The 22,903-nt window shown below is 61.2% G+C and carries 22 protein-coding genes and 3 pseudogenes; 15 read left to right on the top strand and 10 right to left on the bottom strand.

From position 1 onward, the window contains the following. Positions 1 to 4: 4 nt before the first annotated feature. The 4 genes from codB to ACCC96_RS08905 all read right to left on the bottom strand — a co-directional run bounded on the left by codB (position 5) and on the right by ACCC96_RS08905 (position 4,061). On the bottom strand, positions 5 to 1,276 hold the full coding sequence (gene codB, locus ACCC96_RS08920; protein ID WP_413695590.1) for a cytosine permease: 1,272 nt from the start codon (positions 1,274 to 1,276) through the stop codon (positions 5 to 7). 305 nt (positions 1,277 to 1,581) lie between these two features. Then, entirely contained in the window at positions 1,582 to 2,412 is an 831-nt protein-coding gene (locus ACCC96_RS08915; RefSeq protein ID WP_019648361.1) for an alpha/beta fold hydrolase, read from the bottom strand. A 127-nt stretch (positions 2,413 to 2,539) separates the two neighbouring features. Beyond that, complete coding sequence (gene queD, locus ACCC96_RS08910; RefSeq protein ID WP_007933061.1) at positions 2,540 to 2,896, bottom strand: 6-carboxytetrahydropterin synthase QueD; 357 nt, start codon at positions 2,894 to 2,896, stop codon at positions 2,540 to 2,542. Positions 2,897 to 2,981: 85 nt separating this feature from the next. Then, the gene (locus ACCC96_RS08905; protein ID WP_413695589.1) at positions 2,982 to 4,061 is read right to left on the bottom strand and encodes a patatin-like phospholipase family protein; all 1,080 of its coding nucleotides are present in this window, start codon (positions 4,059 to 4,061) and stop codon (positions 2,982 to 2,984) included. Between the two features lie 282 nt (positions 4,062 to 4,343). Between ACCC96_RS08905 and ACCC96_RS08900 the strand changes: the two genes are divergently transcribed. The 4 genes from ACCC96_RS08900 to ACCC96_RS08885 are packed head-to-tail and all read left to right on the top strand — an operon-like array spanning position 4,344 to position 6,954. Continuing rightward, positions 4,344 to 4,652, top strand: a complete 309-nt coding sequence (locus ACCC96_RS08900; RefSeq protein WP_258669926.1) for a PepSY domain-containing protein — start codon at positions 4,344 to 4,346, stop codon at positions 4,650 to 4,652. After that, a complete protein-coding gene (locus ACCC96_RS08895) occupies positions 4,652 to 4,972 on the top strand; it encodes a PepSY domain-containing protein (RefSeq protein WP_258669921.1) in 321 nt (106 codons plus the stop codon). Before ACCC96_RS08900 ends, ACCC96_RS08895 begins: the two co-directional genes overlap by 1 nt. A gap of 3 nt (positions 4,973 to 4,975) precedes the next feature. Beyond that, positions 4,976 to 5,644: a response regulator transcription factor gene (locus ACCC96_RS08890; RefSeq protein WP_019648365.1), complete on the top strand. Its 669-nt coding sequence runs from the start codon at positions 4,976 to 4,978 to the stop codon at positions 5,642 to 5,644. Continuing rightward, positions 5,641 to 6,954, top strand: a complete 1,314-nt coding sequence (locus tag ACCC96_RS08885) for a sensor histidine kinase (RefSeq protein ID WP_413695588.1) — start codon at positions 5,641 to 5,643, stop codon at positions 6,952 to 6,954. The genes ACCC96_RS08890 and ACCC96_RS08885 overlap by 4 nt, the downstream gene beginning before the upstream one ends. A gap of 168 nt (positions 6,955 to 7,122) precedes the next feature. Here ACCC96_RS08885 and ACCC96_RS08880 read toward each other — a convergent pair. Further along, positions 7,123 to 7,713, bottom strand: a pseudogene (locus ACCC96_RS08880) (methyl-accepting chemotaxis protein); the annotation flags it as partial. A gap of 267 nt (positions 7,714 to 7,980) precedes the next feature. Next, positions 7,981 to 9,051 (bottom strand): annotated as a pseudogene (locus ACCC96_RS08875) (HAMP domain-containing protein); the annotation flags it as partial. Positions 9,052 to 9,668: 617 nt separating this feature from the next. Between ACCC96_RS08875 and ACCC96_RS08870 the strand changes: the two are divergent. From ACCC96_RS08870 to ACCC96_RS08855, 4 genes and pseudogenes are all read left to right on the top strand, one after another. Then, complete coding sequence (locus ACCC96_RS08870) at positions 9,669 to 10,985, top strand: Na+/H+ antiporter family protein (protein ID WP_167331173.1); 1,317 nt, start codon at positions 9,669 to 9,671, stop codon at positions 10,983 to 10,985. A gap of 91 nt (positions 10,986 to 11,076) precedes the next feature. Then, a pseudogene (locus ACCC96_RS08865) lies at positions 11,077 to 11,901 on the top strand (cache domain-containing protein); the annotation flags it as partial. 36 nt (positions 11,902 to 11,937) lie between these two features. Next, positions 11,938 to 12,759, top strand: a complete 822-nt coding sequence (locus ACCC96_RS08860; protein ID WP_370695268.1) for a methyl-accepting chemotaxis protein — start codon at positions 11,938 to 11,940, stop codon at positions 12,757 to 12,759. Positions 12,760 to 12,854: 95 nt separating this feature from the next. After that, positions 12,855 to 13,013 (top strand): metallothionein, encoded by a 159-nt coding sequence (locus ACCC96_RS08855; protein ID WP_413695587.1) that lies wholly within the window; start codon positions 12,855 to 12,857, stop codon positions 13,011 to 13,013. A 72-nt stretch (positions 13,014 to 13,085) separates the two neighbouring features. On the opposite strand, the gene ACCC96_RS08850 is transcribed toward ACCC96_RS08855, so the two are convergent. Then, a complete protein-coding gene (locus tag ACCC96_RS08850) occupies positions 13,086 to 13,313 on the bottom strand; it encodes a DUF6555 family protein (protein ID WP_413695586.1) in 228 nt (75 codons plus the stop codon). A 145-nt stretch (positions 13,314 to 13,458) separates the two neighbouring features. On the opposite strand from ACCC96_RS08850, the gene ACCC96_RS08845 reads away from it, so the two are divergent. The 3 genes from ACCC96_RS08845 to ACCC96_RS08835 all read left to right on the top strand — a co-directional run bounded on the left by ACCC96_RS08845 (position 13,459) and on the right by ACCC96_RS08835 (position 15,503). Then, positions 13,459 to 14,247 (top strand): AraC family transcriptional regulator, encoded by a 789-nt coding sequence (locus ACCC96_RS08845; protein ID WP_413695585.1) that lies wholly within the window; start codon positions 13,459 to 13,461, stop codon positions 14,245 to 14,247. Positions 14,248 to 14,343: 96 nt separating this feature from the next. After that, entirely contained in the window at positions 14,344 to 14,517 is a 174-nt protein-coding gene (locus ACCC96_RS08840) for a DUF1427 family protein (RefSeq protein WP_007933035.1), read from the top strand. A 29-nt stretch (positions 14,518 to 14,546) separates the two neighbouring features. Beyond that, positions 14,547 to 15,503 carry a quinone oxidoreductase family protein gene (locus tag ACCC96_RS08835; RefSeq protein ID WP_413695584.1) on the top strand — a complete coding sequence of 319 codons (957 nt, stop codon included), beginning with the start codon at positions 14,547 to 14,549 and terminating at the stop codon, positions 15,501 to 15,503. A 69-nt stretch (positions 15,504 to 15,572) separates the two neighbouring features. On the opposite strand, the gene ACCC96_RS08830 is transcribed toward ACCC96_RS08835, so the two are convergent. Continuing rightward, the gene (locus ACCC96_RS08830) at positions 15,573 to 16,607 is read right to left on the bottom strand and encodes a purine-nucleoside phosphorylase (RefSeq protein ID WP_413695583.1); all 1,035 of its coding nucleotides are present in this window, start codon (positions 16,605 to 16,607) and stop codon (positions 15,573 to 15,575) included. 24 nt (positions 16,608 to 16,631) lie between these two features. Further along, on the bottom strand, positions 16,632 to 17,588 hold the full coding sequence (locus ACCC96_RS08825; protein ID WP_413695582.1) for a nucleoside-specific channel-forming protein Tsx: 957 nt from the start codon (positions 17,586 to 17,588) through the stop codon (positions 16,632 to 16,634). 478 nt (positions 17,589 to 18,066) lie between these two features. On the opposite strand from ACCC96_RS08825, the gene selD reads away from it, so the two are divergent. Next, a complete protein-coding gene (gene selD / locus ACCC96_RS08820) occupies positions 18,067 to 19,101 on the top strand; it encodes a selenide, water dikinase SelD (RefSeq protein WP_413695581.1) in 1,035 nt (344 codons plus the stop codon). Continuing rightward, a complete protein-coding gene (gene mnmH, locus ACCC96_RS08815) occupies positions 19,101 to 20,204 on the top strand; it encodes a tRNA 2-selenouridine(34) synthase MnmH (protein ID WP_413695580.1) in 1,104 nt (367 codons plus the stop codon). The genes selD and mnmH overlap by 1 nt, the downstream gene beginning before the upstream one ends. Before the next feature lie 62 nt (positions 20,205 to 20,266). Here the strand turns inward: mnmH and ACCC96_RS08810 are convergent, their stop codons facing one another. After that, positions 20,267 to 20,941 carry a hypothetical protein gene (locus ACCC96_RS08810; RefSeq protein WP_019648374.1) on the bottom strand — a complete coding sequence of 225 codons (675 nt, stop codon included), beginning with the start codon at positions 20,939 to 20,941 and terminating at the stop codon, positions 20,267 to 20,269. 307 nt (positions 20,942 to 21,248) lie between these two features. Here ACCC96_RS08810 and ACCC96_RS08805 point away from each other — a divergent pair, with 307 nt between their 5' ends. Together ACCC96_RS08805 and ACCC96_RS08800 are read left to right on the top strand one after the other, a co-directional pair. Beyond that, positions 21,249 to 21,956 (top strand): glutathione binding-like protein, encoded by a 708-nt coding sequence (locus ACCC96_RS08805; RefSeq protein WP_019648375.1) that lies wholly within the window; start codon positions 21,249 to 21,251, stop codon positions 21,954 to 21,956. Between the two features lie 23 nt (positions 21,957 to 21,979). Continuing rightward, positions 21,980 to 22,822, top strand: a complete 843-nt coding sequence (locus ACCC96_RS08800) for a PhzF family phenazine biosynthesis protein (RefSeq protein ID WP_413695579.1) — start codon at positions 21,980 to 21,982, stop codon at positions 22,820 to 22,822. Positions 22,823 to 22,903: the final 81 nt, after the last annotated feature.

Raw genomic sequence — 22,903 nt, 5'->3', positions numbered from 1 at the left:
CCTTTTAGAGATCTTGTAGTGGCGCTTCGGCGGTACGGGCACCCAGTACGCCGGTCAATAACACATACGTTAGCGCGGCAGTGGCAATCCCTACCAGCGGCGCGACCCACGGGGAGCTGAAGGCCGCGACGGTGCCGACCGCATAAGCGCTCAGGCCAGGCCAGTTGAACGCCGGCAACCGGGCATCGGCCAGGCGTGGATATTGTCCACGGTAACGGAAGAAAAAGTCCGCCATGATCACCCCGCCAATCGGCGGAATCACCGTGCCCAGCAGAATCAGGTAAGGCACCAGCATGTCGTACATGCCCAGCAGCGCCAGCAGCGTGCCGATCACCGCGCCGGCCAGGGTCACGGTTTTGCGCCGGCCGGTGCGCAACAGATTGCAGCCGGCGACGGCGAAGTTGTAGATGGTGTTGTCCTGGGTGCTCCAGATGTTGAGCAGCAACATCGCCATCGCGGCCATGGCGAAACCTTGCAGCAACAGCACTTCGACCACGTCCGGTTGCTGATAGACGATCGCGCCGTAGGCACCGATCAACACCATCAGGCCGTTGCCGATGAAAAAGCCGATCAGGCTCGCCAGCACTGCGACTCGCGCCGAACGGGAGAAACGTGTCCAGTTGGTCGCCTGGGTCGCGCCACTGACGAAGGTGCCGAACACCAGGGTAATCGCGGTCGACCAGTCCAGTGTTGCCGTCGGCACCACCGCAAGTAAACCCTCGAGCCCGCCGACTTTCACCGTCGCGACCCACATCGACAGCATCAGCAGCAACATCATGGCGGGGACGGCGATGTAAGACAGAATCTCCAGCCCGCGATAGCCGATATACGCCGTGGCGCAAAAGCCCAGGCCGAACAGCACCATCAGCCCCAGAACGGTGCTTTCGCTCAGTTCGAAATATTTGCCGAGTACGACGGCTGCGGTCGCGGTGCCCCAGGCGTACCAGCCGATCTGGGTGAAGCCGAGGATCAGGTCGCTGAGTTTGCTGCCCACTTCGCCGAAGCAGAAACGGCCCATCAACACCGAATTGAGGCCGCTTTTGAAGGCGATGTAGCCAAGCCCGGCTGCGTAGATTCCCAACAGCAGGTTGCCGGCGATGATCACCGCCAGCATCTCGCTGAAACTGAATGCCACCCCAAGCTTGCCGCCGGCAAACATGGTCGCCGTGAAGAAGGTAAAACCCAGCAGTACCATGGCCGTGGAGGCGAGCCCCTTGCGGGCATGCATCGGGACTTCGCTTAAAGGGTAATCGTTGCCCGGATCGTTCTGCGTCATGTGGCATTCCTTGCTGGATGGAGGACGCGAGGGTGTTGCAGTGCTCGTGCCAATGGCGCGAGGGTGTTGTTCTTTATAGCCGAGCCGGCGGATTTAGCCTGAAGAGGGGCACGAAAGCAGTGCGGCTGTGGTTCAAATTGGAACGCAGCAATCAGACAGTCACAAAACCTTGTGGCGAGGGGGCTTGCCCCCGTTCGGCTGCGCAGCAGTCGCTAATCCAGGCAACCCGGTGTGTCTGTAGGCATATAGGGGGCTGCTTCGCAACCCAACGGGGGCAAGCCCCCTCGCCACAGGGGCTCCGTCGATCAGGCGTTCTGTGCCAACGGCAAAAACCGCAATATCGCCGCCATGATCGCCTCCGGTGCATCCTCCTGCACCAGATGCCCGGCATTCGCAACGGGATGAAACTGCGACCCCGCAATCATCTGATGCAACGCCCGCCCGCGCTCAATGGGAATCCATTGATCGTCTTCCCCCCAAAGAATCTGCACCGGGCAGCGAATCGTCGGGTACAGCGCTTCGACCTCGTGGGTATAACGCTCATCCATCTGCGCGATCTGCCGATAGAACGCCGCTTGCCCCGAATCACCCAGCCAGGGCTGCACGTAAGGCGCCAGCTCCTGATCGGAAATCTCGCGCTTGATCGCGCCACGAATATAGGTCGGCACAATCGCCCGTTGAATGTAATCAGGCAGCCCGCTGAACGCCGCTTCATGCTGACGCACATGTTGCACGAACGGTGAACCCCAGGGCGACAGCGCCACCGGGTCAATCAGCGTCAGGCTGCGGTAATCCTTGCCATTGAGCAGATGCGCGCGCAACACAGTGGCGCCGCCGAAATCGTGTGCCACCACGTCTGGCCGTTCCAGGCCCCAGTGCTCCAGCAATTGCGCCAACAGTTGGTTTTGTACGCCCAGCGATACATCGTCGTCCGGCTGTGCGGACTGCCCGTAACCCAGCAAGTCGAAGTAATACACCCGGTGCGTGGTGATGAAGTGCGGCGCAATCCGGTGCCACACATGAGAAGAGAAGGGCGTGCCATGCACGAACACCAGCGGCGGGCCGTCACCTCGCACGGCGTAGCGAACGGAGTGCCCGTTGAAACGATAGGTCTGAGCCAGCGGCCAGTCAGTCATGGGTGCGTCCTCTTGGCGTGTGCGAGCCCAAAAGCATAGGCATAAAAAAACAGCCATTGAAGGCTGTTTCTCTATTCACTGACGAAACGCATTTCCCTTTGCGGGAGTGTCCGTGCCTGGGATCGGCTTACTCACCGCGATAGATGCAACCGCTGGTGCAGGTCTCGTGGATGCGGATCGCGCTGAGTTCCGGCAACAACGGCTTCAACTCATTCCAGATCCACTTGGCCAGCACTTCGCTGGTCGGGTTTTCCAGGCCGGGAATGTCGTTCAGGTAGTTGTGGTCGAGGCGCTCGTAGAGCGGCTTGAAGATCTCTTTGATTTCCGAGAAATCGCGGATCCAGCCGGTGTGCGGATCGAGGTCGCCGCTCAGGTGAATCGCCACTTTGAACGAATGACCGTGCAGGCGGCCGCACTTGTGGCCGTCCGGTACGTGGGGCAGGCGATGGGCGGATTCGAAGGTAAATTCTTTGAAGATTTCCACAGTGATGTTCAGCTCTTTCAGGTGGCGATCGCCGCGGCGATGTGGGCAGGTGGCGAGTTTACCAGAGCTCCGGGCAAAACACTGACTAAAGGGTCAGCAAGCGCTCGCCGAGGCGACCGTTGGCGGTCAGTTCGAGGAACTCATCGCCCAGGCGACGGCTTTCATCCATCGTCGCGCGCCAGTACTTCTGCCGGCTCGGGGCATCGCCCATGAAGCGTTTGAAGTCGTTGCGGTCCGGCAGTTTGCCGTAGGGCAGGCGTGCCAGGTATTCCTTCGACGGTGCCAGCAGCAGAACGTCCTGCAAGCGCTCGGGGCAGGCGCGGCGCCATGGCAGCGTCTTGTCGAACCAGCCGGGGATCACCCGGTCGGTGAAATGCGGATACAGCACGATGTCGTTGCCGCTGTAGGGCAGGTCGAGGTGATAGTCCAGCAGGCCACCATCGCGGAACGTCCCTGAGCCTGCGCCCGGCAAGTCGCGCACGCCTTGCATGACCATCGGGATCGAACCCGAGGCGAGCAGGGCCTGGCGCAGGTTGCCGGCATTCAGTGAGATGAAGCGTGACGGGAAGTCATTCAGCACATTGACCGGTGGCGCCTGGCGCGGGTCGTGGATGATCAGCCGCTCGAAGTGCCGCGACAGCCGTGCGCGACCGCGCAGGTTGTCGGCGATCACTGACGACAGGCCCAGCCCCAACCGGCCGCGATGATCGTCCGCCAACAGGCCGTGGCTTTTGACCACCATGATGTTCAGGCGGTAGTGGGCGTTATCCAGAATCGCGGCATCGCGGCCGTCGAGCAAGTCATCGAGCATGCGCCGGGAGCTCTGGCTGATCTGCGCCATGGTCACGCCCTTGGCGAAGTTCTGCTCGGTGTACAGCTGACCGAGGCGGCGGATGCCTTCGGCGGCATCCGGCAGGCAGGCACTGGCGAACCGCCAGGAACCCACCGAGGCGCCGATCAGCGAACGCTCCCGGGGCGCCGCCGGCAGCCATTCGCCAAACAGCGCCAGGTCCAGACCCTGAATCCCCAGCGCTTTCGGGCCACCGGCGGCGCCCGGCAACGTGCCCACATCGGCAGCGCTCAAGCCGTTGGCACGGATGCGCGCCAGAGCACGCGGGCCGGCCTTGAGGGTCAGGGAAGGGAACTTGATGTGGATAGCGGTCATACCGGTCTCGATGTCTGGCAAGCAGGGATTATAAGCACCTCTTGGGCTGCGATTGTCCCCGATCAATGCAGGAGCTGCCGAAGGCTGCGATCTTTTGATTTTGATTTTTGGCGTTTATGACGCAGCCAAAGATCAAAAGATCGTCCGATCGCGGCCCGAGCCTTCGGCAGCTCCTACGGGGAATGCATCAACTATTCCCAATGATGGCAATTCAGTTTCAGTTAAGTTCGAATCGCTAAGGTCGCTCCGTAGGCAATACATAAGAAAATATGGAGCCACCCCATGAAAATCCTGACTGCCCTGTTCACCGCGTCCCTCATCTGCCTGACCGCCAGCCTCGCTCATGCCCGCGACCTGGGCCCCGACGAAACCCTGAGACTGCGCGACGCTGGTACCATTGTGTCTTTCGAGAAGCTCAACGCCACCGCTCTGGCCAAACACCCCGGCTCGACCATCACCGGCACCGAGCTTGCAGAAGAGTACGGCAAGTACAAATACCAGGTGGAACTGCGTGACCCGCAGGGCATTGAGTGGGACCTGGAACTGGATGCGGTCAACGGGCAGGTCCTCAAGGATCATCAGGATACGTAATGAAGGTGCTTTTTTTGAATCGGCGCGCCAGCAGTCGCATGGTGCTGATGCTTCTGGCTTTTTGCTCGGTGGCCGTGGCCCGCGACCTGGATCAGGACGAAGCCCTGCGCCTGCGCCAACAGGGCGTGATCCTGCCGCTGGAGCAGCTCTTGCAGCAAGCACTGGACCGCTATCCCGGGGCCAAGTTGCTGGAAGCCGAGCTTGAAGAAAAACACGATGTCTATGTTTATGAAGTCGAGCTGCTGACCGCCGAAGGCGTGGTGCGCGAGCTGGACGTCGATGCCACCACCGGCCACCTGCTGAAAGACAAGGAAGATTGATCGATGCGTTTGCTCCTGGTGGAAGACCATGTGCCGCTGGCCGACGAATTGATGGCCGGCCTCAACCGTCAGGGTTACGCCGTGGACTGGCTGGCCGACGGCCGCGATGCGGTGTACCAGGGCAGCAGCGAGCCTTATGACCTGATCATCCTCGACCTCGGCCTGCCGGGTTTGCCGGGGCTCGAGGTGCTGGCGCAATGGCGGGCCGGTGGCCTGGCGACGCCGGTGTTGATCCTCACGGCGCGCGATTCCTGGGCCGAGCGGATCGAAGGCCTCAAGGCCGGCGCCGACGATTACCTGAGCAAACCCTTCCACCCGGAAGAGCTGCACCTGCGCATTCAGGCATTGCTGCGCCGCTCCCACGGCCAGGCCAATCAGCCGACACTCAAGGCTGCCGGGCTGAACCTGGATGAAGGTCGTCAGTGCGTGACCCGCGACGGCGCCGACATCCAGCTCACCGCCGCCGAATTTCGCCTGTTGCGCTATTTCATGCTGCACCCCGAACAGATCCTTTCCAAAAGCCACCTCGCCGAACACCTCTACGACGGTGAAACCGAGCGCGATTCCAACGTGCTCGAAGTCCACGTCAACCACCTGCGCCGCAAGCTCGGCCGCAGCGTGATCGAAACCCGTCGCGGTCAGGGTTACCTGTTCGGCGGGCAAGCCCAGTGAGGTCGATCCAGCGTCGCTTGAGCCTGGGCCTGATCAGCGTGATGGTGATCGTCGGCCTGGTGCTGGCGCAAACCAGCCTGTGGCTGTTCGAAATGGGTTTGCAGCGCTACCTCGAAGCCGGGTTGCGCAACGACAGTGAAAACCTGCTGGTGGCGCTGGTGCGTGGCCCGCAGGGGTTGCAGCTGGATGAGCGACATCTGTCGCCGGCCTATCAGCGCCCGTTTTCCGGGCACTATTTTCGTATCGACTTTGCCGACAGCCATTGGCGCTCCCGCTCGTTATGGGATCAGGACCTGCCGCGGCTCGAACACCCGGGCCTGAACAGCAACCTGCAACTGGGGCCGGAAGGGCAACAGTTGCTGGTGCTGCGTTCGGACTACCGACGGCTGGGCCAGGCGATTTCCATCAGCGTCGCCCAGGACTACACGCCGGTGCGTGAGAGTTTCTGTCGCATGCAACAAGTCGGCCTCGGGTTGGGGCTGGCGGGGCTATTGCTGATTTTGCTGTTGCAACGGATCACCGTGCGCCGCGCCTTGCGCCCGCTGGAAAAGGCCCGCGAGCAAATCGCCCAGTTGCAGCAGGGCCAGCGTTCGCAACTCGACGAAGCCGTGCCGGTGGAGCTGGAACCGCTGGTGGCGCAGATCAACCATTTGCTGGCCCACACCGAAGATAGCCTCAAACGCTCGCGCAATGCCTTGGGTAACCTGGGGCATGCGTTGAAAACCCCGCTGGCGGTGTTGTTGAGCCTGGCTTCCAGCGAGAAGCTCGATGCGCACCCGCAGCTGCGCAAGGTGATTCAAGCGCAACTGGAGCAGGTCCAGCAGCGACTCAATCGCGAACTCAACCGCGCCCGGTTGTCCGGCGATGCGCTGCCGGGGGCGTTGTTTGATTGCGATGCCGAGCTGCCGGGGTTACTGGCCACGCTGAGCATGATTCACGGTGAACACCTCGACCTGAGCTACCGCGCACCGGCCGGTTTGCAACTGCCGTGGGATCGCGAAGATCTGCTGGAGTTGCTGGGCAACCTGCTGGACAACGCCTGCAAATGGGCGGATGCCGAGGTTCGGTTAAGCGTGGTTGAAACGGCTGAAAGTTTTCAGTTGAGCGTGGAAGACGATGGGCCGGGGATTCCCGAAGACCAGCGCGACCAAGTGTTCAGCCGCGGTACACGGCTTGATGAACAGACCGATGGGCATGGATTGGGATTGGGCATCGTGCGCGACATCGTCGACACGTGGGGCGGGGTGTTGAGGCTGGAGGAAAGCGCGTGGGGCGGGTTGAAAGTGACTATCGAACTGCCCAAACGCTGACCCCGCACTCAGGGGTGTAGGTTACCTGTGGCGAGGGAGCTTGCTCCCGCTGGGGGGCGAAGCCCCCCCCAAAAACCTGATTGCGGTCTGTCAATTACACCGCGTGTACCGGGTTTACGACTGCTGCGCAGCCGAGCGGGAGCAAGCTCCCTCGCCACAGGTGTCAGGTCACACGCGAAACTGGTCCATCAAGCTCTGCTGCTGATTCGCCAGGCTGTTAAGCGACTGACTCACCCGCGCCGATTCATTGGCTTGCCCCGACAGCGATTCGGTCACGTCCCGAATGGTCGCCACGTTGTTATTGATTTCCTCGGCCACCGCGCTTTGCTCTTCCGCCGCACTGGCAATCTGCAGGTTCATGTCGCTGATCACCGTCACCGCATCACCAATCTGCCGCAACGCCGTCACCGCCTGACCCACCTGCTCGACACTGCCCTGAGCCTGGCGATGGCTGTTGTTCATCGAACTCACCACCTCCTGAGTACCGCCCTGCAACTGCTCGATCACCTGACGGGTTTCCTCCACGGACTCCTGAGTGCGTCGCGCCAGGTTGCGCACTTCATCGGCGACCACGGCGAAACCGCGTCCGGCCTCACCGGCGCGGGCGGCTTCGATGGCAGCGTTCAGCGCCAGCAGGTTGGTCTGCTCGGCAATGGCGCGTATCACCTCCAGCACCGAACCGATTTTCTCGCTGTTCGCTGCCAAGCCTTCAACCTGCACCATGGCTGCGCTCATGTCGGCGGCGAGATGGTCGATGCTGGTGGTGGTGCGGTCGATCACGGTCAAACCCTGACGGGTGGCCTGATCGGCATCGCGTGCTGCTTGTGCCGCCTGCGCGGCGCTGCGGGCGACGTCCTGGGCGGTGGCGCTCATTTCGTGGGACGCGGTGGCCACTTGGTCGACCTGGCGGTATTGCTGTTCCATGCCGGCGCTGGTCTGGGTGGCGATGGCGGACGATTGGTCTGCCGTGCTGCGGGCGTCCTGCACCGAGCGTTTCACTTGGGCGATGATCGGTTGCAGCTTGTCGAGGAAGCGGTTGAACCAACCGGCCAACTGGCCCAGCTCATCCTTTTTGTCGTAAGCCAGACGCCGGGTCAGGTCGCCTTCGCCGCTGGCAATGTCTTCCAGCATGCGGGCCACGCCGAGGATCGGTTTGGTCACACTGCGGGCCATCAGCCACACCAGTAACAAACCGACGAGCGCCGCCAGTACACCCAGGCACAGTTCCACCAGCGTGCCGGCGGTGTTGCTGTCGTCGAGTTGTTTCTTCAACGCTTCGGCGGGGCCGACCAGCACCTTCTCCGGCACGTCGAGCAACACGCCCCAGGATTTGCCACCGGGAATCGGCTGGAACGGCGACAGCACTTTCAGTTGCTGGTTGCTGTGCAGGCTCTCGGTCTTGCTGCTGGCAGTGAGCCGGCGCAGCAGTTCGGCGCCGTTGGTGGTGTCCACGGCGTCGAGGCGCTGGCTGAGCTTGCTGGCGTCCGGGCTGTAGCCGGCCAGCAAACCGACCGGGCTGACGATGCTGACGCTGGTCTGGCCGTCATAGAGTTTCTTGCTGGCGCTCTGACTGATCGCTTGCAGGCTGTTGAGGTTGATGTCCACCGACAGCGAGGCGATGACTTTGCCGTTGACCATCAACGGGAACACGATGCTGGTCATCAGCACGTTCTGGCCGTCGATCACATAGAAGTAGGGTTCGATCACGCAAGGCTTGAGCGTGGTGCGCGGGCAGGTGAACCAGGCGTTGGCCGGCTCGCCGCTGGGGCCGGTGCTGGTGTCGGCCATGTCGCTTTCCGGCAGGGCCATGGAGGTCACTTTGCCGGGCGTCGGTTGCGACCAGTACAGGGCGAAACGGCCCTTGTCGTTACTGCCCAGCTCCGCCTGGCCGGCGAACAGATTGTCCTTGCCGTCCAGCGCATTGGCCTCGAACACCAGCGACAGGCCAAGCAGGTCCGGGTTGGCCTGCAGGGCCGACTTGACCTGCCGGGTCAGGTCTTCACGCAGGTCGAAGGCATCGAGAAAACGTTTCTCGGCCTGATCGCGCAAAAACAGCACTTGCCGCGAAAAGCCATGGCCATATTGATAGGCGTCCATGAACTGCTGGCGAATCCCCAGCGCCTGGACCTCACCCTGGGACTCGATGCGCGCCTGGGCGGCTTCGGTGAGCATTTCCATGCTCGAGGCTTTCACCAGTGCCGAGCTGTGCTCCATGCGATACAGCGAAAGCCCTACCAGCAGGGTCACGATGCCCGCCAGGCACAGCCCGGCCAACAGGGTGATTTTCCATTGAATGGAAAGGTGTCTGAGCGACATGGGAACGTCCTTTTATTCGATAAATATCTGAGACTTTGCACTGTAGCGGCCGTGATTTGGCTTTCTTTATGTCGCAGGCTGAATAACCAATCCCGATCACTGCAACCTATGTGGTGAAGGGGCCTGTGGCGAGGGAGCTTGCTCCCGCTGGGTCGCGAAGCGGCCCCCCAGCATTTAGTCAGACAGCCCGCATCGGCAGGTTTTACGACTGCTTCGCAGCCGAACGGGAGCAAGCTCCCTCGCCACAGGAGAGACGCAATCAATGGGTGTGCGCTTTGACAAGGGGACGATGCTGCGGCACAGTGCGCGCCCTCTAATAAAACCCTCTCTTCAATCCGCTGGCGGCGCTTGTGCGCACTGCCGGACGGACTCTTTCCGCTTGCCTTGAGGTAACGATGATTAATGCAGTAATTGCCGCGGTCGGCATCATGCTGATACTCAGCCTGTCCCGCGTGCATGTGGTAATCGCGCTGATTGTGGGCGCGCTGGTCGGTGGTTTGACCGGTGGCCTGGGGATCGATGCGACCCTCAAAGCCTTCAACAGCGGCCTCGGCGGCGGGGCGACGGTGGCGTTGTCCTACGCCTTGCTCGGCGCGTTCGCCGTGGCCATTGCCAAGTCCGGCCTGGCCCACGCCTTGGCGGACAAAGCCTTGGCAATGGTCGATCGCCAGCACGCCAACGGTGGCGGCAATGTCAAATGGCTGCTGATCGGCCTGCTATGGGTGGTGGCCATCGCCTCGCAGAACATTTTGCCGATTCATATCGCCTTTATCCCGTTGCTGGTACCGCCTCTTTTATATGTGCTGACCAAGCTGCAACTGGACCGGCGGTTGATCGCCTGCGTGATGACCTTCGGGCTGATCACGCCGTACATGTTCCTGCCGGTGGGCTTCGGCAACATCTTCCTCAATGAAATCCTGTTGGCCAACGTTGCCCGTAGCGGGGTGGACATCAGCGGCATCAACGTCACCCATGCCATGGGCATTCCGGCGCTGGGCATGGTGTTTGGCCTCGCGGCAGCCTTCATCAGCTACCGCAAGAAGCGCGTTTACGACCTGGAAAAGATCGAGCAAGTCGAACAGGTCGCGGTGCAGTACAACCCCTTGAGCCTGATGGTCGCCGGTCTGGCGATTGTCGTGGCGTTCATTATTCAGCTGTTGCTGGACTCGATGATTATCGGGGCGCTGGTGGGCTTCCTGATCTTTTCGGCGTCGGGCATCGTCAAGTGGCGTGAAACCGACGACCTGTTCACCGAAGGCATGAAGATGATGGCGATGATCGGCTTCATCATGATCGCCGCGTCCGGGTTTGCCGAAGTGATGAAAGCCACCGGTCATGTGCAGACACTGGTGGAGTCCTCGGCCTCGTGGATCGACCACAGCAAAGGCATCGGGGCGCTGTTGATGCTGCTGGTGGGCCTGTTGGTGACCATGGGCATCGGCTCGTCGTTTTCCACGGTACCGATTCTGGCGGCGATTTTCGTGCCGTTGTGCGTGCAACTGGGCTTTAGCCCGATCGCCATCGTGTGCATCGTCGGCACGGCCGGCGCGTTGGGCGATGCCGGTTCACCGGCGTCGGACTCGACCCTGGGCCCGACCTCCGGTCTGAATATCGACGGCCAGCATCACCACATCTGGGACACCGTGGTCCCGACCTTCCTGCACTACAACCTGCCGTTGCTGGCGTTCGGTTGGGTGGCGGCGATGGTTCTGTAACCACTTTACCTTGTGGGACCGCGTTCAACTTTTGATCTGGCGTGCCGTTATAGCCTTTAACCACGCCAAAAAAATCAAAAGAGTGAACGTCATGCGCATGAGCCTGAAGGCCAAAGTCCTGTCCCTTGCCGTCCTCCCGGTGTTGCTCTTTGCGCTGGTCATCAGCCTGACCACGCTGTTCATCCTGCAGGAACAGGCCCGCAAGGAAGTCGAGGAAACCCGTCAGCGCCTGCTCAGCGACGCCAAAGCGACCCTACAAAGCTACGTTACCGTGGCCATGACCACGATCAAGCCGCTCTACGACGCGGCCGCTCCCGGCGATGACGCGGCGCGGGCGCAGGTGATCAAGTTGCTGTCGAGCATCAGCTACGGCAAGGACGGCTACTTCTTCGGCTACGACTCCAACACTGTGCGCCTGTTCAAGGCCAACAGCCCCGAAGGCGTGGGCCAGAGCTTCAAGGACAACCGCGACCCGAACGGCGTCTACGTCAACCGTGACCTGGTGAAAGTCGCCAAGGACGGGACCCACTACCTGCAATACAGCTCGCCACTGCCGGGCAACAGTCAAGTGCTGGTGCCCAAGCTCGGCTACACCGAATACCTGCCGAAGTGGGACATGGCGGTCGGCACCTCGGTCAATCTCGACGGCATCGAAGCGCAAGTGGCGCTGGTCGAGATCAAGGTCCAGGAACGCATGCAGGGCGTGGTGCTGAGCATTGTCGGGATTGCCGTGGTGGTGCTGCTGGTGATCGCCGCGGCCGGGATGTTGCTGGCCAATACCATTCTGCGTCCGCTGAACCTGATGAAGGCCAACCTCGACGACATCGCGGCGGGCGAGGGCGACCTGACCCGGCGCTTGACCATCACCAGCCAGGATGAACTCGGCGAACTGGCCGGCTCGTTCAACCGTTTCGTCGACAAGATCCACGGCCTGGTGCGGCAGATCACTGAAATGACCTCGCAACTGACCGGGCTGGTGAATCAGGTTTCCGATCAGGCCCAACGCTCGGATCAGGCCATGGAGCGCCAGCGTCACGAGACCGATCAGGTGGCCACGGCGATCAACCAAATGTCGGCGGCAGCCCAGGAAGTGGCCAAGAGCGCGCAAAACGCCGCGGTCGCTGCCCAGCAGACCGACGAAGAAGGCCAGGCCGCCAAGCGCGTGGTGGCCGGCAGCATCGTGAAGATTCATGCACTGGTGAACGACATTCGCAGCAGCGGCGTGTCCCTCGACAGCCTGCAAAAAGACGTGTCGTCGATTGTCAGCGTGCTCGGGGTGATCCGTTCGATTGCCGAGCAGACCAACCTGCTGGCGCTCAACGCCGCCATTGAAGCTGCCCGTGCCGGTGAGGCCGGACGTGGTTTTGCGGTGGTTGCCGACGAAGTGCGGGCGCTGGCCAGTCGCACGCAAATCAGTACCCAGGAAATCCAGGGCATGATCGACCGCTTGCAGGCCGGCACCCAATCGGCGGTCGAGTCCATGCGCCGCTCCAGCGAGGCCGGCGACGGTACGTCGGCCCAGGCCAATGAGGCCGGAGCGTCGCTGGACGCCATGGCCCAACTGATTGGCACCATCAACTCGATGAACGCGCAGATTGCCAGCGCCGCCGAAGAGCAAACCGCCGTGGCCGAAGAGATCAACCGCAGCGTGCATCAGATCGCCGTGGCAGTAGACAGCGTCGCTGACGAAACCCAGCGCGGCGCACAAACCTCGCGCAGCCTGGCCGATCTCGGTCAGCGCCTGGGGCAATTGGTCGGGCAATTCCGCATTTGATGCGGTGAGCGGGGCAGGGCTGGCTCCAACTCCTACACTGGTATTACGGTGCGCATCCGTCGCACCCGGACGACCCTAACCATGGAGTCAGACTCATGAACGACGGTACCTGCGACTGCCCGAAATGCTCCTGCAAACTGGGTGATCACCCCATCGTGCGTCACGGCAAGCACTATTGCTGCGAAGGCTGCGCCAAACATCACCAACACGGCGAAGAATGTTCCACCAAAGGCTGCAAGTGCGCTAAGCACTGACCGTTCACCCAAAAAAAGTGGAGCCGCTGCGGCTCCACTTTCAGTTTGAATATTCACTCTCCCTTTCAAAGCTCAACTCGTCGGCCGCCAGGTCACATTCTCGACGCCGAATTTTTCCGCCACAGGTTTGCTGGTCTTTTGCACCCGCTCACGGCCAAAACGCGGGATCCGGCCTATGCCTGCGTCGCAACTTGCCCAGTGCCAGGCTTCTGTATTGTCCATTTTGTCCTGGCGGATGATGAAAGACTTGGGCTTGCCATGAAGTGTGTATTCAATGACGAAAAGTTTTGCGTTGTTCATAAAACCTGTATTCCTCCCTGTTGTAATAGAAGGATCGCCAGGCGCGCGAAAAATTCAGTCGGATTGTCAGTCGGTTACAGCGACTGGCGACACATCGCAGGCCTCGCTACCATGGAGCCTTTCTGCCCCTCAATGATCCTAGCCTATGGCCAAGGCCGCACCCCCTGATTTAAGCGATACCGATGTGCCGGTGCAACCGCTGGCACGTACTTACCCGCGTGGGTTGTATATCGAGCCTCACGAACATGTGTGGGGCCAGTTGCTGTACGCAATGAGCGGCGTGATGTGGGTCGAGACACCCCATGAAGCACTGGTGGTGCCGCCGCAACGGGCGGTCTGGCTGCCGCCGGGTGTGCCGCACGGGATTCGCGTGGTCTCTGACTTGCAGATGCGCAACATCTACCTGCGGCCGTCATTGGCGGCGACACTGGACGACAGTGTGCAAGTGATTGAAGTCGGCGGCTTGCTGCGCGAACTGATCGTCGGGCTGGTGGAGCAGGGCGACGACGGTGCCCCGGATTACTACGACGCGCTGGTCGGCCTGGCCTTGCTGGAGCTCAAGCGCGCCCGACGTTCATTACTGAAAATACCGCTACCGGACGATTCCGACCGGCGGCTGATGAACCTGTGCCAGGCGGTCATGGCGTCACCGTCGCTGGATATTTCCTTCGAGCAACACGCCGAAAATACCGGTGCCAGCGTGCGTACCCTGGCGCGGTTGTTCAAGGACGGTTTGGGCATGGGCTTCGCCGAATGGCGGCGGCAGGTGCAACTGGCGACCGCGGCGGCCGAATTGATTCAGGGCGTGCCGGTCAGCGCGATAGCCCGGGAACTGGGTTATTCGCCGAGCAGTTTCAGCGACATGTTCCGCCGGGAACTGGGCGTCGCGCCTTCGCAGTTTTGCGTGAGCCAGCAACGGGGCGGCGCTGCGTAAAAAGCGCTTTGGCCGACATTCAGAAGTACTTGGCCGATGCCCGTGGCGACCTCTCTCTAGACTCTGCGCATACCCCCTTATGCCACGGAGTCTGTCATGAACTACCTTATCTCGTTGGGTATCGGTCTGGGCGTCGGCCTGCTCTATGGCGCGCTGGATTTTCGTTCCCCCGCACCACCGGCCATCGCGCTGGTGGGTCTGCTGGGCATGCTCGCCGGTGAGCAGTTGTGGCCCTTGGGCCGGCAACTGGTGGCGGGCTGGATCTCCTGAAACCTCTTATCCATTTGGTGGAAATGCCCATGAAAGCACTGCAATTCGACAAAACCGGCGACCTCTCGGCCCTGCGCTACGTTGAGGTTCCCACCCCCGTTCCCGGTGCTGACGAAGTGCTGGTCCAGATCAAGGCGGCGGGGCTCAATCCCAGCGATGTGAAAAACGTACTGGGGCGCTTTCCCTACACCACATTGCCGCGGATTCCCGGGCGTGATTTCGCTGGCGTCGTCGTCGAAGGCCCGCAGGCGCTGATCGGCCAGGAAGTCTGGGGCACCGGCCGGGAGCTGGGCTTCTTTGCCGACGGTTCCCACGCGCAATTCGTCAAACTGCCGGCCAATGGCGTGGCGCTGAAGCCGACGCATCTGAGCTTTGCCCAGGCCGCCAGCCTTGGCGTGCCGTACACCACGGCGTGGGATGCGCTGGAACGCAGCCTTGTCACCACCGGAACGCGGCTGTTGGTGATCGGCGGCGGGGCGGTGGGCAGCGCAGCATTGGCGCTGGCCAAAGTCCGGGGCGCCCAGGTGCTGGCGGCGGCGCGGCGGCCGGAACAGGTCAAGGATTTGCAGGCTCAGGGTTATCAGACGCTGCAACTGGATAAGCCTGAGGACCTGGGCGCACAGGTCAACGCTGTGTATGCCGGCGGCGCCGACGTGATCTTCGACACCACCGGTTTCTGGCTACCGGCCTCGGTCCCGGCGCTGGCCGCGTTCGGCCGAATCGCAATCATCGCCGCACCGGCGGATGGGCATGTGCAATTGCCGGCCCTGGCGCTGTATCGCAAGGGCGGTTCGGTGGTAGGGATCAATTCGTTGCTGTACGGGGTTCAGGCGTGTGCGGCGATGCTCGAACAGTTCGGAAGCTTTTTCGATCAGGGCCTGTTGCCGTTGCCGGAAGGGCTGGTTGAATCGCCGTTGGCCGAGGGGCTGGAACGGTATGCCGAGGTGAATCAGGGCAGTGGCGACAAGGTGATTTTGTTGCCTTGAAATGGATGCAACTGGAAATACACCCCGGATCAAGTGTGGGAGCGGGCAAGCCCGCTCCCACCTATCAGATCAGGCTTCAGGCACGCCTTTCTCCCAAGCCGACCAATTCTTTAAGATCTCCTGCACCAACGGATTCCCCGTGCGGTACAGGTTCTCCAGTGCCGGCACAAACCCGCCCTGATCGGCGTATTTGAGTAGGTTATCCACCTCGCTCTGGCCCGGCGCCGGCCGGTCGAAGTCGGAACCGGCGCGTACCACCGCCAAACGACGGACATCCACCAGACCTTCGCGACTGGCCCGCAGCAGTGCCTCGTAGGTGGAGTTGTCTTCCTGCTGAGTGGTGCAGTAGACACCTTCATTGTTGGTCAGCAATTTTGTCCAGACTTCCGCCCGTTCACTCAAGCGCGTCCCGGAAAACCAGGTATTGCCCGCCAGCGTGTCGCACTGCGTCACCACCGGCGGTTGATTGGCCGGGGCCGACGGATACTTCAAGCGCCACGCCGCCGATTCCTTGCTCTCGCTCAGTTCGACCTTGTGGCTCAGGGCGAAGGCCTTGGCTTGCAGCTTTGGATTGAGTTCGAAGACTTCGGTCTTGTAATCCAGCGGCGGTTTTTCGTTCGGGCCTTTGGTGTTGATGCCCAAGTAACCGGTCGGCCAGTCTTTCGGCGCGTCCCGGGAGTCCAGTTCCCACTGGGTGCCAAACTCCACCAGGTAGTGCGCCCACGCGGTGGTGCCGATGGTCCCGTGTTTCGGGTTGATGCCGGCAATCCCGGCGATCAGGAAGTAACTTTTGCGCAGGTCGAATTTCGGCGACAGCGCCAGGGCCAGGGTCGAGGCCGCCGCATTGGTCTGGCCCATGCCGGTGACCATCAGGCACACCTGTTCGGTGTTGCAGCGAATGTTCGGGTACTCGGCGGACAGGCCCGGTACTCGCACTTCCTGCTTGAGTTCCAGGCGATCGATCCAGTTCTGCGCCTCGGGAGCGAACATGGTGATCAGCATCACTTTCGGCTGGATCGGCGCTTCTACCGCCCAGGCAGAGGAAGAGAGCAGGGTGCTTGCCGCAAAACCGACAGACAGGGAAAGACGCGTCATTGCCTTCATAAAACCTCCTGATTCAAATGAGCCTTAAAACTGATAGCCGACACCGGCGTAGTAACCCCAGCCGTTGGAACGGGCGCGGAAGTCGCCGTCGCCGAAATTCAACTCACCGCCGTCCTCCCAGTTGCCGCCGTTGTGGAAGTAACGGCCGACCAGGGTGAAACGCAAGTGGGTGAAGGCGTAGAGCAACACGTTGGTGGCCACGGTGGCATTGGCGGTGCGGGCCGGGTTGTCTTTGTGCAGATCGGAGCCGAAGTCGAAGTTGGTGAAACCGATGTAGGTCAACGAAGCGCCGTTGCTGAAACTGCTGATGGGCACGATGTATTTGAGCTGGGCGCGGTAGCCGTCCCACGAATATTCGTTGCTGGCGCCGTAGTTTTCCCACTGGTAGCGACCGTAGAAGTTGGCCGACAGGTTGACCCGCGAATGGGTGTCGATGTCGGTGCCGAGGCCGCTGTACAGCGTGTTGGCACGATTGGCGCTGTTGCTGCCGTGGTCGTAGATCCAGTCGAACGCCACGTACCATTCCTTGAACGGCCCGACGGCCAGGCTGCGGCCGGCGAGGTAGTCGATGGAAATCCGCGGTTCGTGCTCCATGAACACTGGCGAGCCGTGATCCCACACGCCTTTGTCATGGCTGTTGCCGATGTCGAAGATCTTCGGAATGTCGATGTAGCCGTACAACTCGAACGGCCCCTTGCGGCCGAAGTATTCGTACTCCAGGTAAATATCGTCGGCCGGTTGCGGGCCGAAACTGATGTCCTTGCTGCCGATGACGGTCAGGTCCTGATTGAACCAGTCCGACAGGTACGCGCCTTTTTTCGGTGGGTTGGCTTCAGGGCTGAGGGCTTCGCCCTGGGCGGATTCTTCGGTGGTGGCCGGTTGGGCCAACGCGGAGCTGCTGAGTAGTCCTGTAACGCTGGCCAACAGCAAGGAAACAGCAAACGTGCGCGAGCAAGTCACGCGACTGGAGGTGCAATGCATTAAAAGTCCCTTTTCGTGCGTATCGAAGGCCCGATGGTGCGGGCTTGTGCGGTTTAAGTGGCGAACAGGCCGGTATCGGCGACTCGCAAACGTTTGCACAAGCTATACCAATTTTCTCAAAGCGCTGAAAAGCCGGAGGAATTGGCGGTTTTGCTGTCCTTTCGGTCAAGGATTTCGGGAGGATAGGTAAAACGAATGGAACTCGGGGCGAAGGGGATCTGGACAGGACATGCACCAAAGTGGTGTCACCTGATCTGTGGCCTGAGCTTTTGTGGCGAGGGAGTTTGCTCCCGCTGGGTTGCGCAGCAGCCCCAAAACCTTGCATGCGGTGTTTCTGGGAATCCCTGTCCGCCAGGTTTGCGGGTGCTTCGCACCCGAGCGGGAGCAAGCTCCCTCGCCACAATGGATCACTTATTGCGGCTCCTACAAATGGGGGTTGCTGTAGAATCCTGGGCATTGACTTCACAAGGTGCATCCCATGAGCGAGCCGATTCGTCTGACCCAATACAGCCACGGCGCAGGTTGCGGCTGCAAGATTTCGCCCCAGGTACTGGAGGTGATTCTGGCCGGTAGCGGGGCGCAGAACCTGGACCCGAAACTCTGGGTTGGCAATGCCTCGCGCGATGACGCGGCGGTGTATGCCATCGATGAAGAGCGCGGCGTGGTATCGACTACTGACTTCTTTATGCCGATTGTCGACGACCCGTTCGATTTCGGCCGTATCGCCGCCACCAACGCCATCAGCGACATTTACGCCATGGGCGGCGATCCGTTGATGGCGATTGCGATCCTCGGCTGGCCGGTCAATGTGCTGGCGCCGGAGATTGCCCGGGAAGTGATTCGCGGCGGTCGGTCGGTCTGCGATGAAGCGGGAATTCCCTTGGCCGGTGGCCATTCCATCGACGCACCTGAGCCGATCTTCGGCCTGGCCGTGACCGGACTGGTGGAAAAGCGCCACATGAAGCGCAACGACACCGCCACCGCCGGATGCCTGCTCTACCTCACCAAACCCTTGGGCATCGGCATCCTCACCACCGCCGAGAAGAAGGGTAAGTTGCGCAATGCCGACATCGGCCTGGCCTGCGACTGGATGTGCACCCTGAACAAACCCGGCAGCCGTTTCGGCAAGCTCGACGGCGTAACCGCAATGACTGACGTCACCGGATTCGGCCTGCTCGGGCATCTGGTGGAAATGGCCGATGGCAGCAACGTGACCGCTCGCATCGGCTATGACCGTGTGCCGCGCCTGCCGGGCGTCGAGTATTACCTTGATCAGGGCTGCGTGCCCGGCGGCACGCTGCGCAATTTCGACAGCTACGCCAGCAAGGTCGGCCGGCTCCAGGAGTTGCATAAACGCGTGCTCTGCGACCCGCAGACCAGCGGCGGTTTGCTGATTGCAGTCACGCCCGAAGGCGACGCAGCGTTCCTGGCGGTGGCGGCCGAACTTGGGCTGGCCCTTCAGCCGATCGGCGAACTGGTTGAACGACAGACCCACGCGGTTGAGGTGGTTTGATGTCCAGAGACTTCACCGATTACCGCGACATCTTCCTCAACGACCGGTCGATGATGGATGTGCGCGCGCCGATCGAATTCCTCAAAGGCTCATTCCCCGGCGTGGTCAACCTGCCGCTGATGAATGACCACGAGCGGCAACGGGTCGGCACTTGCTACAAGCAACACGGTCAGCAAGCGGCCATCACGCTGGGGCATCAATTGGTGGCCGGCGCGATCAAGGCCGAGCGCATCCAGGCCTGGGCCGATTTTGCCCGGGCGCATCCGGATGGTTATTTGTATTGTTTTCGCGGCGGACTGCGTTCGCAGATCACCCAGCAGTGGCTCAAGGACGAAGCGGGCATCGACTATCCGCGGGTCGGTGGCGGCTACAAGGCCATGCGCACCTTCTTGCTCGACACGCTCGACCAGGCCGTAGCCCAGTGCGATTTCGTTTTGCTGGGCGGCATGACCGGCACCGGCAAGACCGAGGTGCTCACGCAATTGAGCAACGCGCTGGACCTTGAAGGTCACGCCCATCATCGCGGCTCCAGCTTCGGCAAACGCGCCACCGGCCAACCCTCCAACATCGACTTTGAAAACCGCCTGACCGTGGACGTGCTGAAAAAGCGTGCCAGCGGTATCGAGCAGTTTGTGCTCGAAGACGAGAGCCGCGCGATCGGCAGTTGCGCGCTGCCGTTGCCGCTGTATCAGGGCATGCAGCAGTTTCCGATGGTCTGGCTGGAAGACAGCCTGGAAGGGCGCGTCGAGCGGATCCTGCGCGATTACGTGGTGGATTTATGCGCCGAGTTCATCGAGGTGTATGGCGATGAAGGCTTCACGCTGTTTTCCGAACGGATGTTGGCGAGCCTGAACAATGTCCAGAAACGCCTGGGCGGCGAACGTCATTGGCGGATGCTGACCTTGATGGAAGATGCGCTGGCGGAACAGGCCAATAGCGGCGCGGTGGACTTGCACCGGGGCTGGATCGAAGGGTTGCTGCGTGAGTATTACGACCCGATGTATGTGTTTCAGCGGGAGAAAAAGGGCGCGCGGATCGAGTTTGTCGGGGATCGGGGGGCGGTTCTCGAATATTTGCGGGAGCGGGGTAAGCAGCGGGGGTGATGTTGTTTTTGCTGGCCCCATCGCGGGCTTGCTCGCGATGGGGCCAGCAGGTGCCCGACCGCTTACGTCGGACAACTCTCCGGGCCGTTATTGAGCCCTTGCTTGTAGCTGTGGCTCTGCAGGCTGGCCTTGCCGTTGTGCCAGGTCAGCGTGAGCACGTACAGCGAGTCATAGTCGCTGGATGCCCAGTCATCGGTGATGCGCTGTTCTGAGCCGACGGCTTCCCCGGCGACCTTGTTGATCAGCTCAGGCAGGTAGCCATGGGACCAGGCGGTATAGATGATCGAGTTGTGATACTTGTCGCGAAGCAGTTCATCGGCCAGGTCGCTGGTGTCGTTGGCCGAAAATTCGATGTTCACCGGTAAGCCGAGCTTGATCGCGCTGGGGCTGATGGTCATCAGGGGGCGGATGTAACTGTAGGAGTTATCCAGTTCGCCTTCCTCGACATTGCGCGTCGGGTTGGCGGCAAACACGTAGTTGGCCTTGCCGAATTTTTCCGGCAGCAAGGTGGCCAGGTCGATGGCGCGGTTCAGTCCCTGGCAATTGAGCTGACCCAGGCCGCCGGCCGGTTTCTCCGCGTGACGCAAAAACACCAGCGTCTGTGTACCGTCCACCGGTTGGGCGCGGCTTACACTGGACTCCAGCGACAAAAGCAACGCGCTGGCCGCCAACAGAGCAGGCAGGAAGATATAAGCACGATGTTTGAAGCGGTTGGTGAATTTCAAAGGATTCATCATCGAATAGGTGATCTTCAGCGCATTTGGTTAAGGCTGACAAACATTGACACCTCAAGCTCCTAGCATAGGGTGTTTTCCATGTCGTTGACCCGGTCCATTTCTAACAGGGCAATGCTCAGAGTCCGATGAAGCCCTTTTGGTTCGATTCGAGCTTCGATCCGAGCGAGGTGCCTGGCACTTTAGCGGCAACCTCGGACGGATTGGGGGGAAGGTTATCGACAGGATGTTTCGGATTCATGGACACAGTACACATCTTGGCCCCGTCCCCCTTATGATCTTCACTCCGATTTTCCCGTGGAAGCTCCCGATGACCGATTTGTCTGCATTCCCCATCACTCGAAAATGGCCGGCCCAGTACCCGGAGTGGATCCAGCTCTATTCCTTGCCAACGCCCAATGGCGTCAAGGTTTCGATCATGCTCGAAGAGATCGGGCTGCCCTATGAGCCGCATCGTGTGGGCTTCGACACCCAGGATCAGCTGTCCCCTGAGTTTCTGTCGCTGAACCCCAACAACAAGATCCCGGCGATCCTCGACCCCCACGGCCCGGGCGACCAACCGCTGGCGCTGTTCGAGTCCGGGGCGATTCTGATTTACCTCGCCGACAAGAGCGGGCAACTGCTGGCCCAGGAGTCGGCAGCGCGTTACGAGACCCTTCAGTGGCTGATGTTTCAGATGGGCGGTATCGGGCCGATGTTCGGCCAGCTCGGTTTTTTCAACAAATTCGCCGGCAAGGACTACGAAGACAAGCGTCCGCGTGATCGCTACGTCGACGAAAGCAAGCGCTTGCTCAAGGTCCTCGATGGCCGTCTGCAAGGGCGCGACTGGATCATGGGCGAGCGCTACACCATTGCCGACATCGCGACTTTTCCGTGGGTGCGCAACCTGATCGGCTTCTACGAGGCCGGCGACCTGGTCGGCATCCAGGATTTCCCCAACGTCACCCGCGTGCTGGAGCGTTTCCTGGCAAGACCGGCGGTAATTCGCGGTCTGGAAATCCCCAGGCAATCCCTTTGAATCCTTCATCACCAAGGCAGGCAATGAGCGCATTCGATTTCAAGCAAGTAGATGTTTTCAGCCCCGTCGCGCTCAAGGGCAACCCGTTGGCGGTGGTGTTTGGCGCAGACAGGCTCAGCGATGAACGCATGGCGGCATTCGCGAACTGGACCAACCTCAGCGAAACCACGTTCGTGCTCGAACCTCGAGACCCCCGGGCCGACTATCGAGTACGTATCTTCACCACCCTGCAAGAGTTGCCGTTCGCCGGTCATCCGACACTGGGCACGTGCCATGCCTGGCTCGAGGCCGGTGGGGTGCCCAAGGGTGAGGAGATTATTCAGGAGTGTGGTGTCGGCCTGGTGCGGGTGCGTCGGCAGGGGACGGAGCTGGCGTTTCTCGCGCCACCGCTGCTCAGGTCCGGCCCGGTGGACGCCGGGCTGGTCGAGCGCGTACGGCAGGGGCTCGGGTTGGCGCCGGGGGCGATTGTGCGCACGCAATGGGTCGACAACGGTGCCGGTTGGCTGGCGGTGATGGTCGCGGACCGCCAGCAGATTCTGGACTTGCAGCCGGATCATGCACAGATGCTCGGCCTCGCCGTCGGTGTCATCGCGCCATGGCACCCCGAGAATGATGGTGCTGACGCGCAGTTCGAAGTGCGTGCATTCATCTCCGGCGACGGCATGCCGGAAGACCCGGCTACCGGCAGCCTGAACGCCGGGATCGCTCAATGGTTGCTCAGCGAAGGGCTGGCTCCGGCGTCTTATGTCGTCAGTCAGGGCCTGACCATGGGCCGCGCCGGGCGGATTCGGGTGGAGCAGGTGGGGGATGAGATCTGGATTGGTGGTGCTGTAGTGACGTGTATTACCGGAACGCTGACGATCTAACCTGTGAGAGCAGGCGGTATTCGATGCGGGCGATTGTTGCCGCCGCGGTAACGTTGTCTTGAGCGATCGAGGTTTGTGTCC

Origin of the sequence: Pseudomonas sp. Pseusp11, from assembly GCF_047304405.1 — a bacterium.
Classification (GTDB): Bacteria; Pseudomonadota; Gammaproteobacteria; order Pseudomonadales; family Pseudomonadaceae; genus Aquipseudomonas.
Note: the sequence above shows the minus strand (reverse complement) of the source record. Positions and strands in the feature narration are given on the sequence as shown.

Excerpts from the sequence above, each read along its gene's own strand:
- codB (WP_413695590.1), bottom strand. The coding sequence starts at position 1,276 with ATGACGCAGAACGATCCGGGCAACGATTACCCTTTAAGCGAAGTCCCG.
- ACCC96_RS08915 (WP_019648361.1), bottom strand. The coding sequence starts at position 2,412 with ATGACTGACTGGCCGCTGGCTCAGACCTATCGTTTCAACGGGCACTCC.
- ACCC96_RS08905 (WP_413695589.1), bottom strand. The coding sequence starts at position 4,061 with ATGACCGCTATCCACATCAAGTTCCCTTCCCTGACCCTCAAGGCCGGC.
- ACCC96_RS08900 (WP_258669926.1), top strand. The coding sequence starts at position 4,344 with ATGAAAATCCTGACTGCCCTGTTCACCGCGTCCCTCATCTGCCTGACC.
- ACCC96_RS08895 (WP_258669921.1), top strand. The coding sequence starts at position 4,652 with ATGAAGGTGCTTTTTTTGAATCGGCGCGCCAGCAGTCGCATGGTGCTG.
- ACCC96_RS08890 (WP_019648365.1), top strand. The coding sequence starts at position 4,976 with ATGCGTTTGCTCCTGGTGGAAGACCATGTGCCGCTGGCCGACGAATTG.
- ACCC96_RS08860 (WP_370695268.1), top strand. The coding sequence starts at position 11,938 with ATGACCTCGCAACTGACCGGGCTGGTGAATCAGGTTTCCGATCAGGCC.
- ACCC96_RS08855 (WP_413695587.1), top strand. The coding sequence starts at position 12,855 with ATGAACGACGGTACCTGCGACTGCCCGAAATGCTCCTGCAAACTGGGT.
- ACCC96_RS08850 (WP_413695586.1), bottom strand. The coding sequence starts at position 13,313 with ATGAACAACGCAAAACTTTTCGTCATTGAATACACACTTCATGGCAAG.
- ACCC96_RS08845 (WP_413695585.1), top strand. The coding sequence starts at position 13,459 with ATGGCCAAGGCCGCACCCCCTGATTTAAGCGATACCGATGTGCCGGTG.
- ACCC96_RS08840 (WP_007933035.1), top strand. The coding sequence starts at position 14,344 with ATGAACTACCTTATCTCGTTGGGTATCGGTCTGGGCGTCGGCCTGCTC.
- ACCC96_RS08835 (WP_413695584.1), top strand. The coding sequence starts at position 14,547 with ATGAAAGCACTGCAATTCGACAAAACCGGCGACCTCTCGGCCCTGCGC.
- ACCC96_RS08830 (WP_413695583.1), bottom strand. The coding sequence starts at position 16,607 with ATGAAGGCAATGACGCGTCTTTCCCTGTCTGTCGGTTTTGCGGCAAGC.
- ACCC96_RS08825 (WP_413695582.1), bottom strand. The coding sequence starts at position 17,588 with ATGCATTGCACCTCCAGTCGCGTGACTTGCTCGCGCACGTTTGCTGTT.
- selD (WP_413695581.1), top strand. The coding sequence starts at position 18,067 with ATGAGCGAGCCGATTCGTCTGACCCAATACAGCCACGGCGCAGGTTGC.
- mnmH (WP_413695580.1), top strand. The coding sequence starts at position 19,101 with ATGTCCAGAGACTTCACCGATTACCGCGACATCTTCCTCAACGACCGG.
- ACCC96_RS08810 (WP_019648374.1), bottom strand. The coding sequence starts at position 20,941 with ATGATGAATCCTTTGAAATTCACCAACCGCTTCAAACATCGTGCTTAT.
- ACCC96_RS08805 (WP_019648375.1), top strand. The coding sequence starts at position 21,249 with ATGACCGATTTGTCTGCATTCCCCATCACTCGAAAATGGCCGGCCCAG.
- ACCC96_RS08800 (WP_413695579.1), top strand. The coding sequence starts at position 21,980 with ATGAGCGCATTCGATTTCAAGCAAGTAGATGTTTTCAGCCCCGTCGCG.